This window comes from Rhizobium sp. AAP116, assembly GCF_001295785.1.
Classification (GTDB): domain Bacteria; phylum Pseudomonadota; class Alphaproteobacteria; order Rhizobiales; family Rhizobiaceae; genus Allorhizobium.
In genome coordinates, this window is record NZ_LJIB01000026.1 from 46,375 (window position 1) to 59,621 (window position 13,247).

Below are 13,247 nucleotides of genomic sequence, written 5' to 3' on the forward strand. Positions count from 1 at the left end.
AGCCAATTTTGTTGACCTTGGTCAGCGCAGACTGTTTTTTGCTTCGCATGAGCGAACAGAAAACCCCGATTCGATCCGTCTGCGTCTATTGTGGCTCCCAGCCCGGACGCGATCCCGCCTTCATGGAGGCCGGCCGAAACTTCGGCCGCGCGCTGGCCGAAAACAACCTCCGCCTCGTCTATGGCGGCGGCACCAAGGGCATCATGGGGGCAGTTGCCTCGGGCGTGCTCTCGGCCGGCGGTCATGTCACCGGCATCATACCCGAATTTCTCGTCGACATGGAAGCGACGCGGCATTCGCTCGGCCAGCTGAACGAATTGATCATCACCAAGGATATGCATGAGCGCAAGCATGCCATGTTCGAACGCTCTGACGCTTTCGTGACTCTCCCGGGCGGTATCGGCACCCTGGAGGAGATCGTCGAGATCATGACCTGGGGCCAGCTCGGCCGTCATGCCAAGCCGATGGTCTTTGCCAATGTGAACGACTTCTGGAAGCCCATGCTGGAGTTGATCGACCACATGTCGGCCTCCGGCTTCATCCACACGGCCCATCTCGTGCGGCCGCTGGTCATCGACCGGATCGAGGATATCGTGCCGGCGATCGAAACGCGCTGGGCCGAGACCGAGGCGCCTGAAGGCGACCCGGAAACGATTTCCAAGCTCTGAACTTGAGTACTGATCAGCGCTGCCGAAGCATCGGCAGCGTATAGATCACGAGAGCTGCCCAGATCAGCGGGAAGGCGACGGCCTTGGCGGCGCTGAAGGGTTCGTTGAAGACGAATACGGCGGTGATGAAGATCATCGATGGCGCGATATACTGCATGATTCCGATGGTCGAGAGGCGCAACAGCTTGGCGCCGTTGGCATAAAGGATCAGCGGCACTGCCGTCACCAGCCCCGCCGAGGCGAGCAGGACCGTATCGGTCGTGTTGCCCATCAGGAAATGTCCGCCGCCCTCAAGGTTGAGATAGACGAGATAGCCGAGCGCGATCGGCGACAGCAGCAGCACTTCCAGCAGGAAGCCCTGGTTCGGCCCGATCGGCAGCGTCTTGCGGAAGAAGGCATAGAAGCCCCAGGAGAATGTGAGCGCCAGCGCGACGATCGGCAGCCGGCCCGCTTCGACCGTGAGGATCACGACGGCGAGCACGACGAGTGCCAAGGCCGCAATCTGCGTGCGCTTCAGCTTTTCCTTCAAGATTACCGCGCCCATCAGGATCGAGAAAAGCGGGTTGATGAAATAGCCGAGCGCCGTATCCAGCGCATGGCCGGCCCCGATCGCCCAGACATAGATGCCCCAGTTGACGCTGATCAGCGTCGCCGTCACGGCGGCCATGCCGAGCATGCGCGGATTGCGCATCGCCTTCTTCAACTCGTCGGTGCGCTTGAGGATGATCAGGAGGAGGCCGGCGACCGGGATCGACCAGAGGATGCGATGCGCGATCACCTCCGCGGGTGAGATATGCGCGAGCGCCTTCATGTAGAGCGGCAGGAAGCCCCACAGCAGATAGGCCGAGAGCGCAAAGAGAAAGCCGTTCAGGCTGTCCCGGTTCTCGGCAGGAGCGGAGACGTCGGCCATGGTGTTTCCTGACTTTTGTTATGCTTGGAAACGGGATTACGCCTGCAAGGTTGCAGGCGCCAATTCATTTCTGTGAAGCATCGTTCAGGCAGACCGATCGTTTGGGCGCGGCCGATCTCACTCCGCCGCGATCTGTCCCGCCAGTTCGCGGTTCTTCATCAGTTTGTAGACGATACTGTCCATCAGCGCCTGGAAGGAGGCGTCGATGATGTTTTCGGACACGCCGACCGTCCACCAGCGGGCGCCGGTGGCATCGGTGGACTCGATGAGAACGCGCGTGATGGCCTCGGTGCCGCCGTTCAGGATACGCACCTTGTAGTCCGCCAGTTCGAGGTCGAGAATTTCCGCCTGATACTTGCCGAGGTCCTTGCGCAGCGCGATGTCGAGCGCGTTGACCGGACCATCGCCTTCCGCGACCGACATGACGGTCTCGCCGTCCACGATCACCCGGACCACCGCCTCAGAGACCGTCTTCAGCTTGCCGTGGCTATCGAAGCGCCGCTCGACCATGACTCGAAAGCTTTCAACCGCGAAGAAATTAGGCACGGTGCCGAGCGTCTTCAGCGCCAGAAGCTCGAAGCTCGCATCGGCCCCCTCATAGGCATAGCCCGAGGCCTCGCGTTCCTTGACGACGGAAATCAGCGTGTCGAGCTTCGGATCGTCCTTGGCAACCGTGATGCCGCGACGCTTCAGCTCGTTGAGGAAGTTCGCCTTGCCGCCCTGATCCGACACCATGACCTTGCGGAAATTACCGACGCTTTCCGGCTCGACATGCTCATAGGTCTTCGGGTCCTTGAGCAGCGCCGAGGCATGGATGCCGGCCTTGGTGGCAAAGGCCGAGCCGCCCACGTAAGGCGACTGATGATTCGGCGAGCGGTTGAGCAGCTCATCGAAGGCGCGCGACAGACGCGTCAGGCCAACCAGCTTTTCCTTGTCGACCGACGTCTCGAAGCGCGACGCATAGGTCTCCTTGAGACAGAGCGTCGGGATGATCGTGACGAGATCGGCATTGCCGCAGCGTTCGCCGATGCCGTTCAGCGTGCCCTGGATCTGCCGCACGCCGGCTTCGACGGCGGCGAGCGAATTTGCAACTGCCTGGCCGGTGTCGTTATGCGCGTGGATGCCGAGCGAAGAACCGGGGATGCCGGAGGCAATCACCGCCGAGACGATCTCGCGGATCTCCGGCGGCTGTGTCCCGCCATTGGTGTCGCAGAGCACCACCCAGCGGGCGCCGGCCTGATAGGCCTCTTTGGCGCAGGCGATGGCATAGTCCGGATTGGCCTTGTAGCCATCGAAGAAGTGTTCGCAATCGACCATGGAAAGCTTGCCCGCTTCGACCACGGCGTGCACGCTGTCGCGGATGCTCTCGAGGTTCTCCTCGTTGGTGCAGCCAAGCGCGACCTTCACATGATAGTCCCAGCTCTTGGCGACCAGACAGACGGCATCCGCCTTGCATTGGATAAGCTGGCTGAGGCCCGGATCGTTGGAGGCGGAAATGCCGGCGCGCTTGGTCATGCCGAAGGCGACGAAGCCGGCTTTGTGCGTGCGCTTCCTGGAAAAGAATGTCGTGTCGGTCGGGTTTGCCCCGGGATAGCCGCCCTCGATGAAGTCGATGCCGAACTCGTCCAGCATGGCCGCGATCGCGATCTTGTCCTCGACGGAAAAATCGATCCCCGGCGTCTGCTGGCCGTCGCGGAGCGTCGTGTCGAACAGAGTGATCTTTTCAAGCGTCATGCTGTTGTCCTCAGGCAATTCGGTGATCTCACTTCCTCTCCCCGCTTGCGGAGAGAGGGTAGGGTGAGGGCAATCTTTACTTCAGTTCTTCCCCGCAAACCGATCCGTCGCCCGGATCAGTTGGTCGAGAATGCCAGGCTCCAGATAGGCATGACCTGCCCCCTCGATCAGGTGGAAATCCGCCTTCGGCCAGGCCTTGTGCAGAGCCCACGCATATTTCGCCGGGCAGGGCATGTCGTAGCGGCCGTGGATGATCACGCCGGGAATGTCCTTCAGCTTGTAGGCATCGCGCAAGAGCTGACCCTCCTCCAGCCAACCGGCATGGACGAAGAAGTGGTTTTCGATGCGCGCGAAGGCGAGTGCGAAGTCCGCGTCGTAGAAATGGCCGGAATAATCAGGGTTCGGCAGAAGCGTGATCGTCTCGCCTTCCCAGGAGCTCCAGGCCATCGCGCAGCGCAATTGCTCCTCGCGGTCGGTACCGGTCAGCCGGCGACGATAGGCCGCCATCATCTCGCGACGCTCATTTTCCGGGATCGGCGCGCAAAAACGCTCCCACTTGTCGGGGAACATCTCGGAGACGCCGAACTGGTAGTACCAGTCGAGCTCGGCCTTGGTCAGCGTGTAGATGCCGCGCAGCACGAGTTCGGACACGCGCTCCGGATGGGTTTCGGCATAGGCAAGCGCCAGCGTCGAACCCCAGGAACCGCCGAAGACGAGCCACTTTTCAGCGCCGATCATCTGACGCAGCCGCTCGATATCGGCGACCAGGTGCCAGGTCGTATTGGCCTCGATCGAGGCATGCGGCGTGGACTTGCCGCAGCCGCGCTGGTCAAAGAGGATCACATCATAAAGCGCGGGATCGAAGAGGCGGCGATGCGACGGGCTGGTCGCACCGCCCGGGCCGCCATGCAGGAAGACGGCAGGCTTGGCACCTTTGGTGCCGAAACGCTCCCAATAGATCTGATGCCCGTCGCCGACATCTAGCATGCCGGTCTCATAGGGTTCGATCTCGGGATAAAAGCCCCGCAATTCATTCGTCATGTCATGTCCTTTTCGGCGGCCAGGCCACCGTATCGTGATCGGGATGTTGCCGTGAGGTGGCGGCGATCCCGGCATTGCCCGCCGGAAGGTCCGACCGGTCGGTCTGCTTTTCCGGCAGTCCGAAAAGTCTGTCGAAGTACGGCACTCGGCTTTCGACCCCATCCTGCGAAATGGGTTGGGCTAGCTCCGGCTTATCGAGACTGCCGATCGTCACGCTGATATAGGGCGAGCCCTTGGTGCGGAAGAAGAGCGGCGTACCGCAATCCTTGCAGAAGCCGCGCCCGCAAGGATCAGACGACTGGAACCAGCTTGGCTCGCCGCGCATCAGCAAAAAATCTTCCTGGCGCGAGCCGGCCAGCGCCATGAAAAAGTTGCCGCTCGCCTTCTGGCACATGCGGCAGTGACAGATATGCGGATAGCCGAGCTCGCCCGCGATCTTGTAGCGGATCGCGCCGCATTGGCAGCCGCCGGAATGCACCTGACGGGTCATTGATCATCCTCCGGCGGCCACTCAGCCGTGTCATGGTCGGGATGCTGGAAGCTCTCGATCGAGGCGAAAAAGGCCTCCATCTCTGGGCTGGAATATGCGGGCTTTTCGAAGAGATGGTCGATCCAGGGCAGCCGCTGGTGATGGTTCACCTGGATCTGCGGCTCGAAATGCTCCGGATGGTCGAAGGCGCCGATGGCGAGTTCCACCCCCTCGGGATGCTGATAGGTGAGCGGCGTGCCGCATTTGCCGCAGAAGCCGCGCTTCACCTTGGCGGACGAGCGATAGAGCATCGGCTGCCCGCGCGTCCAGGTCAGATGCGCCTGATCCGCCGTGACGAAGGCGCCGAAGAAGGAGCCGAACTGCTTCTGGCACATGCGGCAATGGCAGATCGACGGCCGGCCCAGCTTCGACGCCTGGAACCGGATCGCGCCGCATTGACAGCCGCCGGTATGGATCTCGCTCATCTATTCGTCCTCATCGTATCGTCATGAAAATAGTTACGCCGATGATGACAACGGCAATCAGCACGCCCTTGGCGATCAGCCCGTAAAGCAGCCATTTCGGCATCTTTGTGTTGGGGTTGGGCTGGGTCATGGTTTCGCCAATACCCAATTCTCGACCTTGAGGCCGGGCACGCGTTCGAACTCTCGCATGTTTGCGGTCACCAGCGTCACATCGAGTGACCGTGCATGCGCGGCAATGAAGAGATCCGTCGTTCCGATCGGCGTGCCTTTGCGTTCAAGTTCCAGCCGGATCTCGGCAAAATGGGAAGCTTCCTTGTCTTCGTAGGGCAGGATCGAAACCCGATCGAGAAGGTTTTCGACCAGGAACGTCAGGCGCTCGGAGTTGCGTTTCAGAATGCCGAAACGCAGTTCGGACGCAACGATCGAACTGATCGCCACCTGCGCGTCGCCGACGCTCTCGATCATCGTGGCGGCGGATCCATGCGGGTTGCGGATCACGTCCGAAACAATATTCGTGTCGAGCATGTAGCGAGGCGTATTCACAGCTCGACGTCCCGCGTTGGCGGTTCACGAAGGTCGAAGTCGAAGTCCTCTTCGATTGGCTCCTGGCGGCGCAGCCATTCGATCATGCTTTCCTTCTTTGCCTGGACGGGTTCTAGGGTGATCTTGTCACCCTCCTTGCGCATGATCGCCTCGTCACCGGGGAAGTCGAACTCCACGGGAATGCGAACGGCGCGGTTGCGACCGTTCTTGAAGATCCGGACATGTCTTTCCAGTTCCATTCGCATCTCCTGAGTTGGCATATGCCAAGCATATGCCAACGGTTTCCCCCAAGCAACTACCGCTTGACCTCCCAGGTCGTTACCCGCTCGCCGGTATCCTTGTCCTTGCCGTCCTTGAGCTGAATGCCCTTTTCGCCAAGCTCGTCGCGGATGCGGTCGGCCTCGGCAAAGTTCTTCGCCTTCAGCATTTCGAGCCTGAGGTCGACGAGGGCCTGGACGGCGGCGGAGAGGTCGTCGCTGACTTCTGCCTTCTTCGGCGCAACACTGAGCAAGGCGGCGGAAGCCGCGAACAACGGCAGCTTCGACGGATCCGCATTCGCTGCCTGCGCGAGTGCATGAATCGCCTGAACGGCAGCAACCGTATTCAGGTCGTCCGAAAGGGCCTCAATAACCGATGCATCCGGGGCGGTATCCCCGGCATCACCCGCCGGCCACTTCGCCAGCAGGCGTTCCGCCTCCTCAAGCCGCTTCACCGAAAAATCGATCGGCTCGCGGTAATGCGTCATCAGCATCGCCAGCCGCAGCACCTCGCCCGGCCACTGGCGACCGCCGAATTTCTCCGTCGCCAGCAACTCGTTGATCGTGACGAAATTACCCTCCGACTTCGACATCTTCCGGCCTTCGACCTGCAGGAAGCCGTTATGCATCCACACGGTCGCCATCAGGTCGTTGTCGAAGGCGCAGCAGGACTGGGCGATCTCGTTTTCGTGGTGCGGGAAGATCAGGTCCAGTCCGCCGCCATGGATGTCGAACTGGTGCGGCTTGGCTTTCGCCTTGGGGGACAGGCGATCCTTGATCTCTTCCCAGAGATAGCGGTCGGACATGGCGGAGCATTCGATATGCCAGCCGGGACGCCCATAGATCGGCGTGGTGATCTTCTCGAAGGTGAAGCTCGCCGGCCAGCCTGGCTCTGTGTCAGCGGACTGCTTCCACAAAACGAAATCGGCCGGGTTCATCTTGTGGCTTTCGACCGCGACGCGGGCGCCTGCCTGCTGGTCTTCGAGCTTGCGCTTTGACAGCATGCCGTAATCGGCCATGGAAGCTGTCGAAAACAGCACTTCATGGCCTTCCGAACCGCTGGCGACATAGGCGTGGCCCATGTCGAGCAGCCGCTGGATGATCGTGATCATCTGCGGAATGTTGTCGGTGGCGCGTGGCTCGACGGTCGGCTTGAGGCAACCGAGCGAGGCCACGTCCTCGTGGAATTGGCTCTCCGTCTTGCCGGTGACGGCGCGGATGGCCTCATTGAGGCTCATCGAACCGTCGGCGATACGGTCGCCGAAATCGCGCAATGCCCGCGCGTTGATCTTGTCGTCGACGTCGGTGATGTTGCGGACATAGGTGACCTTATCGGCGCCATAGGTGTGGCGGAGCAGCCGGTAGAGCACGTCGAAGACGATCACGGGGCGCGCATTGCCGATATGGGCAAAGTCGTAGACCGTCGGGCCGCAGACATACATGCGCACATTGTCGGGATCGATCGGCTCGAAGTCGACCTTCTCGCGTGTGAGCGTGTTGTAAAGCTTGAGGCCGCCGGCCATGTGAAACTCCCAGAATGATTGACCCGGCTGGACCGGGTCGTTTGTCATCTGGGGCTATGCAGGAGACGAAAACGGCCAGGCCAGCGAATGCGCTAGCGAATAATGATCCCGCAAATGGTGCAGAGGCTCGTTTTCATGCTGGGTGTTATGGCGCGGGTCGTGATTTTGGTCAAGGGCGCTTGCGGCGTCCCGAAAAGCGGCATGTCCGTGTCCGTCACTGTGGATACCTGCTCCTCGGCTTAAGTCTTTTTCAAGATTACTACCCCAATTCTAGCGTGGTATTCCCCCGCCCTCGGAGATGATCTTCGGTATGGACCACAGCCTGCATCTGCCAACAGTGATGATCGTCCACGCGCTGATCACACTGATATCGACGGTCGTGACGATTTATATGTGGCTGCGAAACCGGGACAGCCGGATCCTGCCTCTCCTCGTTGCGGCGGGGCTCGCTGGCTGCACGGCCATGTTTCTGCATTCGGCGCGTAGTTCGTTGCCGCTGTTCTTGTCGTCGGGCGTCGGTCTCGGGCTCGGAGTCTTCGCCGTCGGCCTATACTGGCAGGCGGTCGTTGTGTTCGAGGGCGGCAAGGCCTCTCTAACAAAGGCCTCCATCGGGCTGATTGTCTGGACGGCGCTCTGGCTGATGCCTGTCGTCTATCAATCGATAGGGCTGAGAACCACTATTCTCGGCGCCCTGATTGCCGGCTACTGCTTCCTTACGGCGCGAGATATCTTGCACAAGGCAAAGCGAGAGCCGTTGCCGTCCAGGTCGATTGCAGCGGTGGCAAATCTCATTCGAGGCGCGATTTGGCTGGTGCCGGTGCCGCTCTCTCTTCTCGTGGGCCCGGCCTATGCGGCCGATGGCACGACGGCACCCTGGTTTGCCTATGTCGTGCTGGCCAACTCCATGATGATCGTGCTGACGCTCGTCGCTCTGCTGATGCTGGCGAAGGAGCGCGACGAACTCCGTTATCGACTGGCATCCGAGCGCGATCCCCTGACCAATCTCGCCAACCGGCGCACCTTCGTCACGGAAGCCAAGGCCGCTCTCAGCCAGGAGGGCGGCACGAGTGTGCTGTTGCTAGACATCGATCACTTCAAGACCGTCAACGATACCCATGGCCATGCCGCCGGCGATCAGGTCCTGATTGCCTTTTCAAGTGCCATCGAACAGCGGATGCCCAAGGGCTGCCTCTTTGCCCGTCTGGGTGGCGAAGAATTCGCCTGTCTCTTGCCGCGTATTGGCGTGCAACAGGCGCTCGCCCTGGCCGAAGAGTTGCGCCTTACAGTCGCGGGCATGGCGATGTCGCCGCTCTCACCCCTGCAGGTTACCGTCAGCATCGGTGTTGCCGAAGCCAGTGCGAGCGGTGCGGATCTCGATATGCTCCTGGCCAGCGCCGATGCCGCTCTCTACCGGGCCAAGGCGGATGGACGAAACTGCGTTCGTCTCTGTGAACCCGCAGTCCTTTTGGAGCAAACGGCAGCAACGCTCGCCCTGGTCGCGGGTGAACCGCGTCGCTCGGCTCCTCGCATCCGTCGGCGAGGCAAGTGATCAGGTAGCTGCTCGCACCGGGCGGACAAGGCCCAGAACCAGAGCACATCCGACGATGATGACGGCACCACCCGCCAGCTGCATCACCGTCAGCGGTTCGTCGAGTACGAGAGCCCCGACCAGCACGGCAACGACGGTCACGACGAATTCGACGCTGATCGCGGCGGTCGCGCCGATGCTTTTGACCAGACCGAAATAGAGCACATAGGTCAGCGCACTCATCAGGGCTGCCAGTGCCACGAGATAGAGGTAGTCGATCGCTACAGGTGTTCCGGGAACAGGCACGAACCACAGAAGCGGCAGCGTCAGGATACCGCCGGCGATGAAGGAGCCGATCGTCACCTCCCAGGGGCCGGTGCCGGAAAGATGCCGGCTCGCATAATTGCTGCCGAAGGCGGCCGAGAAGGTTGAGCCGACCATGGCGGCACAGCCGAGCAGGAAGGCGCCAGTGACCGGCTCGGCCGGGAAGCCTACCAGCATGATGATGCCGATCGTTCCAAGCGCAAGTCCAAGCACACGCGCAGGCGTGATCCGCTCCAACCCCCAGAGCTGCGCGATGACCATGGAAAAAAGCGGGATGGACGCGACGAAGATTGCGGCCATCGCCGTGCCGATCAGCGGCGTCGCATAGGAAAGTCCCACCAGCTGCCCGGCCACGGTCGTGGCGCCTACGACCGCGAAAGGAAGCCAGCCGGCGCCGAAGTCAAGCCGGCGTCGCATAGCCCTTGCAATCACGTAAAGCAGGGCGCCTGCGATGAAGCAGCGAAACGTCACCGCGCCGATCCAGCCGAACGCATCGACGACATGCAAGAGCAGCAGGAACGACAGTCCCCAGGCCAGGGACAGATAGGCATAAGCGGCAAAATCTCTGGGCGACATGGGTGATCCTGCTACGGGACGGCCGCCGCTAGGGTGGTGGTCCTTCCTTACTCCGGCATCCGGTAATCGACCATCTTGCCTTCGCGAACGATGAACAGCTTGCCCGTTTCCGTCTGGTCCGGGCCGACGAGCGGCAGGAGCTTGGCGGCAACTTCTGACGGATGCGGCAGAGTGGCTGGATCTTCACCCGGCATGGCCTGGGCGCGCATGGCGGTGCGGGTAGCACCTGGATCGACGGAGAGGACGCGCAGAGGCAGGCGCTGGGTCTCGGCCGCCCAGGTGCGGGCGAGCGCCTCGACGGCGGCCTTGGAGGCGGAGTAGGGGCCCCAGAACGGACGGCACTTGTGGGCCGCACCCGAAGACAGGATCAGAGCACGACCCTGGTCGGACTTGACGAGAAGCGGCTCCAGCGAGCGGATGAGGCGCCAGGTGGCGGTGACGTTGATCGTCATGACCTTGTCGAAAACCTTTGCCTCGACATGGCCGATCGGCGAGATGACACCGAGCACACCGGCATTGAGGACTGCGATGTCGAGCTTGCCCCAGCGCTCGAAGATATGCCCGCCGAGCTGGTCGATGGCGGCCATGTCCGACAGGTCGAAGGGGACCAACGTCGCAGACCCGCCGACGGCCTTGATGGCGTCATCCAGCTCTTCCAGGCCACCCACGGTGCGGGCGCAGGCGATCACATGCGCGCCGGCCTTGGCGAGTTCGATCGCGGTGAAATAGCCGATGCCGCGCGAGGCGCCGGTGACGAGCGCAAGCCGTCCCTTGAGGTCGATGGTCATGGTCTGTCCTATATCCCTAGAGCATGTCCGGCTTAAGCCGGATCACATGCTCTATCTCCTTGTTTTAACGCAGTCCGGACGCAAAACCGCTGGCGCACTTTTGCTGGACTTGCTCTGGAGCTCAGCCGTTGGCGGCGAGCATGCTTTCCTTGCGGCCCGGCTTCTCGCTTTCCTTGTCGACGAGGCGCGTCGGATAGTCGCCGGTGAAATAGTGGTCGGTGAATTGCGGGTTGGCCGGATCGCGCGGAGCGCCGCCGACAGCGGTGTAGAGGCCGTCTATCGACAGGAAGGCAAGCGAGTCCGCGCCGATATATTTCGCCATCGCCTCGTCGCCGGCATACTGGTTGGCAAGCAGCTTGTCCCGATCCGGCGTATCGATGCCGTAGAAATCAGGATGGAAGATCATCGGGGAGGCGACACGGATATGCACCTCCTTGGCGCCGGCATCGCGGATCATCTGGACGATCTTCAGCGAGGTCGTGCCGCGCACGATGGAATCATCCACCAGCACGACGCGCTTGCCCTCGATCATTGCCCGGTTGGCCGAATGCTTGAGCTTTACGCCGAAAGCGCGGATCTGCTGCGTGGGTTCGATGAAGGTACGGCCGACATAATGGTTGCGGATGATGCCGTATTCGAAGGGGATGCCGCTTTGCTGTGCGTATCCCAGCGCCGCCGGCGTGCCACCGTCCGGCACGGGCACCACGACATCGGCTTCGACCGGCGCTTCCTTGGCCAGGTTCATGCCTGCATTCTTGCGGGTGGTGTAGACGTTGCGGCCGGCAACGACCGAGTCAGGCCGCGCGAAATAGACATATTCGAACAGGCAGACGCGTTCCGGCAGGGGACGGGCCGGCATGCGGGACTCGATCGTCACGGAGCCGTCGGCCTGCGTTTCGCAGATCACCACTTCGCCGTTCTTCACGTCGCGCACGAACTTCGCGCCGATGATATCGAGCGCACAGGTCTCCGAACAGAAGATCGGCTTGCCGTCGAGTTCACCCATGACGAGCGGACGGATGCCGATCGGGTCGCGGGCGGCGATCAGCTTGGTGCGGGTGAGCGCGATCATCGCATAGCCGCCTTCCATCTGGCGGATCGCATCGATGAAGCGGTCGGTGGTCGAGGCATGGCGCGAGCGGGCGATCAGATGCAGCACCACTTCGGTATCCGAGGTCGACTGGCAGATGGCGCCGGTCGCAATGATCTGGCGGCGCAGCGTCAGACCGTTGGTGAAGTTGCCGTTATGGGCGATTGCAATGCCGCCTTCTTCGAGCTCGGCAAACAGCGGCTGGACGTTGCGCAGCGCAACTTCCCCTGTCGTCGAATAGCGGGTATGGCCAATCGCCTGCGGGCCGGGCAGTTTCGCGAGCGTCGCCGGATTGGTGTAGTGGTCACCGACGAGGCCCATGTGCTTTTCGGTATAGAACTGGCGCCCGTCGAAGGAGACGATGCCGGCTGCTTCCTGGCCGCGATGCTGCAGGGCGTGCAGGCCAAGCGCTGTCAGGGTCGCAGCATCCGGATGACCGAGAATGCCGAACACGCCGCATTCCTCGTGGAACTTGTCGTCCTGGCTGCCATAGACGACGTAAGAAGGGCTGATCTGCTTCATGGCGAGGGCCTTTGCTCCGGGGACAGACGCGGGATGCTGCGCTTTGAACAGGGAAGCCGCCGGTCTGTCCCGATCCGGCGGCATCTGTGTCTTGTCTCATGTCGCGCGGCCGAAGCCGCGAGAGGATCAGTTGTTCTGGGCCGGAGCCTGTTCGGGCGCCTGCTCGGCGGGAGCCGTCTCGCCAGCAGCGCCGGCTTCCGGCTCGTCGCGGCCGAGGATGCGCTCGCGGATCTGCGGCTCGATGTCTTCCGGCAGGACGGCCTCGAGTTTCTGCACCAGCGAGTCGAGGAAGGGTTTGGACTTGGAGTTGTTGACCCAGTCCGGCCGTTGCGGCTCGTTGATCAACCAGTTCCAGAAAGCCACCGCAACGACCAGCAGCAGCAGGCCACGGGCCGCGCCGAAGAGAAAGCCGAGCGTGCGGTCGAGCGCGCCGATTCGGCTGTCGATGATGAAGTCGGCAATGCGCGAAGTGATGAAGGAAATGACGATCAGCGCGATCAGGAAGATGATGCCGGCAGAGCCTGCCATCGCGATCCGCGGATCGTTGGTATAGCTCATCAGATAGGGAACGAGCAGGGGATAGAGATAGTAGGCGGCAGCAACCGAACCCGCCCAGCTTGCGATGGACAGCACTTCACGCGAAAAGCCACGTACCATCGCCAGCACCGCTGAGAACAGAACGACGCCGATGACGATACCGTCGAAAATTGTGATGGGCATAAATACCAACTCCAAGGCTGCCGGAAAAGACCGGCATTGATGTCACCGCGATTCCGCCGGAACGCGTGA

The 13,247-nt window shown here is 61.7% G+C and carries 14 protein-coding genes; 2 read left to right on the forward strand and 12 right to left on the reverse strand.

Annotated elements, in window-relative coordinates:
* The first annotated feature begins 47 nt into the window (after positions 1-47).
* On the forward strand, positions 48-668 hold the full coding sequence (locus tag IP85_RS14950) for a TIGR00730 family Rossman fold protein (RefSeq protein WP_054150706.1): 621 nt from the start codon (positions 48-50) through the stop codon (positions 666-668).
* Positions 669-681: 13 nt separating this feature from the next.
* Here the strand turns inward: IP85_RS14950 and rarD are convergent, their stop codons facing one another.
* From rarD to cysS, 8 genes are all read right to left on the reverse strand, one after another.
* The gene (gene rarD, locus IP85_RS14955; RefSeq protein WP_054150482.1) at positions 682-1,578 is read right to left on the reverse strand and encodes an EamA family transporter RarD; all 897 of its coding nucleotides are present in this window, start codon (positions 1,576-1,578) and stop codon (positions 682-684) included.
* Between the two features lie 117 nt (positions 1,579-1,695).
* Complete coding sequence (gene cimA / locus IP85_RS14960; RefSeq protein WP_054150483.1) at positions 1,696-3,312, reverse strand: citramalate synthase; 1,617 nt, start codon at positions 3,310-3,312, stop codon at positions 1,696-1,698.
* Positions 3,313-3,393: 81 nt separating this feature from the next.
* Positions 3,394-4,353, reverse strand: a complete 960-nt coding sequence (pip, locus tag IP85_RS14965) for a prolyl aminopeptidase (RefSeq protein WP_054150484.1) — start codon at positions 4,351-4,353, stop codon at positions 3,394-3,396.
* 1 nt (position 4,354) lies between these two features.
* Entirely contained in the window at positions 4,355-4,843 is a 489-nt protein-coding gene (locus IP85_RS14970; protein WP_054150485.1) for a GFA family protein, read from the reverse strand.
* Positions 4,840-5,307: a GFA family protein gene (locus IP85_RS14975; RefSeq protein WP_054150486.1), complete on the reverse strand. Its 468-nt coding sequence runs from the start codon at positions 5,305-5,307 to the stop codon at positions 4,840-4,842. Before IP85_RS14975 ends, IP85_RS14970 begins: the two co-directional genes overlap by 4 nt.
* 126 nt (positions 5,308-5,433) lie before the next feature.
* Entirely contained in the window at positions 5,434-5,832 is a 399-nt protein-coding gene (locus tag IP85_RS14980) for a type II toxin-antitoxin system VapC family toxin (RefSeq protein ID WP_054150487.1), read from the reverse strand.
* 14 nt (positions 5,833-5,846) lie between these two features.
* The gene (locus tag IP85_RS14985) at positions 5,847-6,089 is read right to left on the reverse strand and encodes an AbrB/MazE/SpoVT family DNA-binding domain-containing protein (protein ID WP_054150488.1); all 243 of its coding nucleotides are present in this window, start codon (positions 6,087-6,089) and stop codon (positions 5,847-5,849) included.
* 56 nt (positions 6,090-6,145) lie between these two features.
* Positions 6,146-7,630: a cysteine--tRNA ligase gene (cysS, locus tag IP85_RS14990; protein WP_054150489.1), complete on the reverse strand. Its 1,485-nt coding sequence runs from the start codon at positions 7,628-7,630 to the stop codon at positions 6,146-6,148.
* 310 nt (positions 7,631-7,940) lie between these two features.
* Between cysS and IP85_RS14995 the strand changes: the two genes are divergently transcribed.
* Positions 7,941-9,179 (forward strand): GGDEF domain-containing protein, encoded by a 1,239-nt coding sequence (locus IP85_RS14995; RefSeq protein ID WP_054150490.1) that lies wholly within the window; start codon positions 7,941-7,943, stop codon positions 9,177-9,179.
* Here the strand turns inward: IP85_RS14995 and IP85_RS15000 are convergent, their stop codons facing one another.
* The 4 genes from IP85_RS15000 to IP85_RS15015 all read right to left on the reverse strand — a co-directional run bounded on the left by IP85_RS15000 (position 9,180) and on the right by IP85_RS15015 (position 13,178).
* Positions 9,180-10,058, reverse strand: a complete 879-nt coding sequence (locus IP85_RS15000; protein WP_054150491.1) for a DMT family transporter — start codon at positions 10,056-10,058, stop codon at positions 9,180-9,182.
* Between the two features lie 47 nt (positions 10,059-10,105).
* Positions 10,106-10,846, reverse strand: a complete 741-nt coding sequence (locus IP85_RS15005) for an SDR family NAD(P)-dependent oxidoreductase (protein WP_054150492.1) — start codon at positions 10,844-10,846, stop codon at positions 10,106-10,108.
* Between the two features lie 121 nt (positions 10,847-10,967).
* On the reverse strand, positions 10,968-12,458 hold the full coding sequence (gene purF, locus IP85_RS15010; protein WP_054150707.1) for an amidophosphoribosyltransferase: 1,491 nt from the start codon (positions 12,456-12,458) through the stop codon (positions 10,968-10,970).
* Positions 12,459-12,584: 126 nt separating this feature from the next.
* Positions 12,585-13,178, reverse strand: coding sequence for a CvpA family protein (locus IP85_RS15015; RefSeq protein ID WP_054150493.1), 594 nt, complete (start codon positions 13,176-13,178; stop codon positions 12,585-12,587).
* Positions 13,179-13,247: the final 69 nt, after the last annotated feature.

Bases quoted from the DNA above. Each gene is read 5' to 3' on its own strand.
- IP85_RS14970 (WP_054150485.1), bottom strand. From the start codon at position 4,843: ATGACCCGTCAGGTGCATTCCGGCGGCTGCCAATGCGGCGCGATCCGC.
- rarD (WP_054150482.1), bottom strand. From the start codon at position 1,578: ATGGCCGACGTCTCCGCTCCTGCCGAGAACCGGGACAGCCTGAACGGC.
- cysS (WP_054150489.1), bottom strand. From the start codon at position 7,630: ATGGCCGGCGGCCTCAAGCTTTACAACACGCTCACACGCGAGAAGGTC.
- IP85_RS14980 (WP_054150487.1), bottom strand. From the start codon at position 5,832: ATGCTCGACACGAATATTGTTTCGGACGTGATCCGCAACCCGCATGGA.
- pip (WP_054150484.1), bottom strand. From the start codon at position 4,353: ATGACGAATGAATTGCGGGGCTTTTATCCCGAGATCGAACCCTATGAG.
- IP85_RS15015 (WP_054150493.1), bottom strand. From the start codon at position 13,178: ATGCCCATCACAATTTTCGACGGTATCGTCATCGGCGTCGTTCTGTTC.
- IP85_RS14950 (WP_054150706.1), top strand. From the start codon at position 48: ATGAGCGAACAGAAAACCCCGATTCGATCCGTCTGCGTCTATTGTGGC.
- IP85_RS14985 (WP_054150488.1), bottom strand. From the start codon at position 6,089: ATGGAACTGGAAAGACATGTCCGGATCTTCAAGAACGGTCGCAACCGC.
- IP85_RS15000 (WP_054150491.1), bottom strand. From the start codon at position 10,058: ATGTCGCCCAGAGATTTTGCCGCTTATGCCTATCTGTCCCTGGCCTGG.
- purF (WP_054150707.1), bottom strand. From the start codon at position 12,458: ATGAAGCAGATCAGCCCTTCTTACGTCGTCTATGGCAGCCAGGACGAC.
- IP85_RS14995 (WP_054150490.1), top strand. From the start codon at position 7,941: ATGGACCACAGCCTGCATCTGCCAACAGTGATGATCGTCCACGCGCTG.
- IP85_RS14975 (WP_054150486.1), bottom strand. From the start codon at position 5,307: ATGAGCGAGATCCATACCGGCGGCTGTCAATGCGGCGCGATCCGGTTC.
- IP85_RS15005 (WP_054150492.1), bottom strand. From the start codon at position 10,846: ATGACCATCGACCTCAAGGGACGGCTTGCGCTCGTCACCGGCGCCTCG.
- cimA (WP_054150483.1), bottom strand. From the start codon at position 3,312: ATGACGCTTGAAAAGATCACTCTGTTCGACACGACGCTCCGCGACGGC.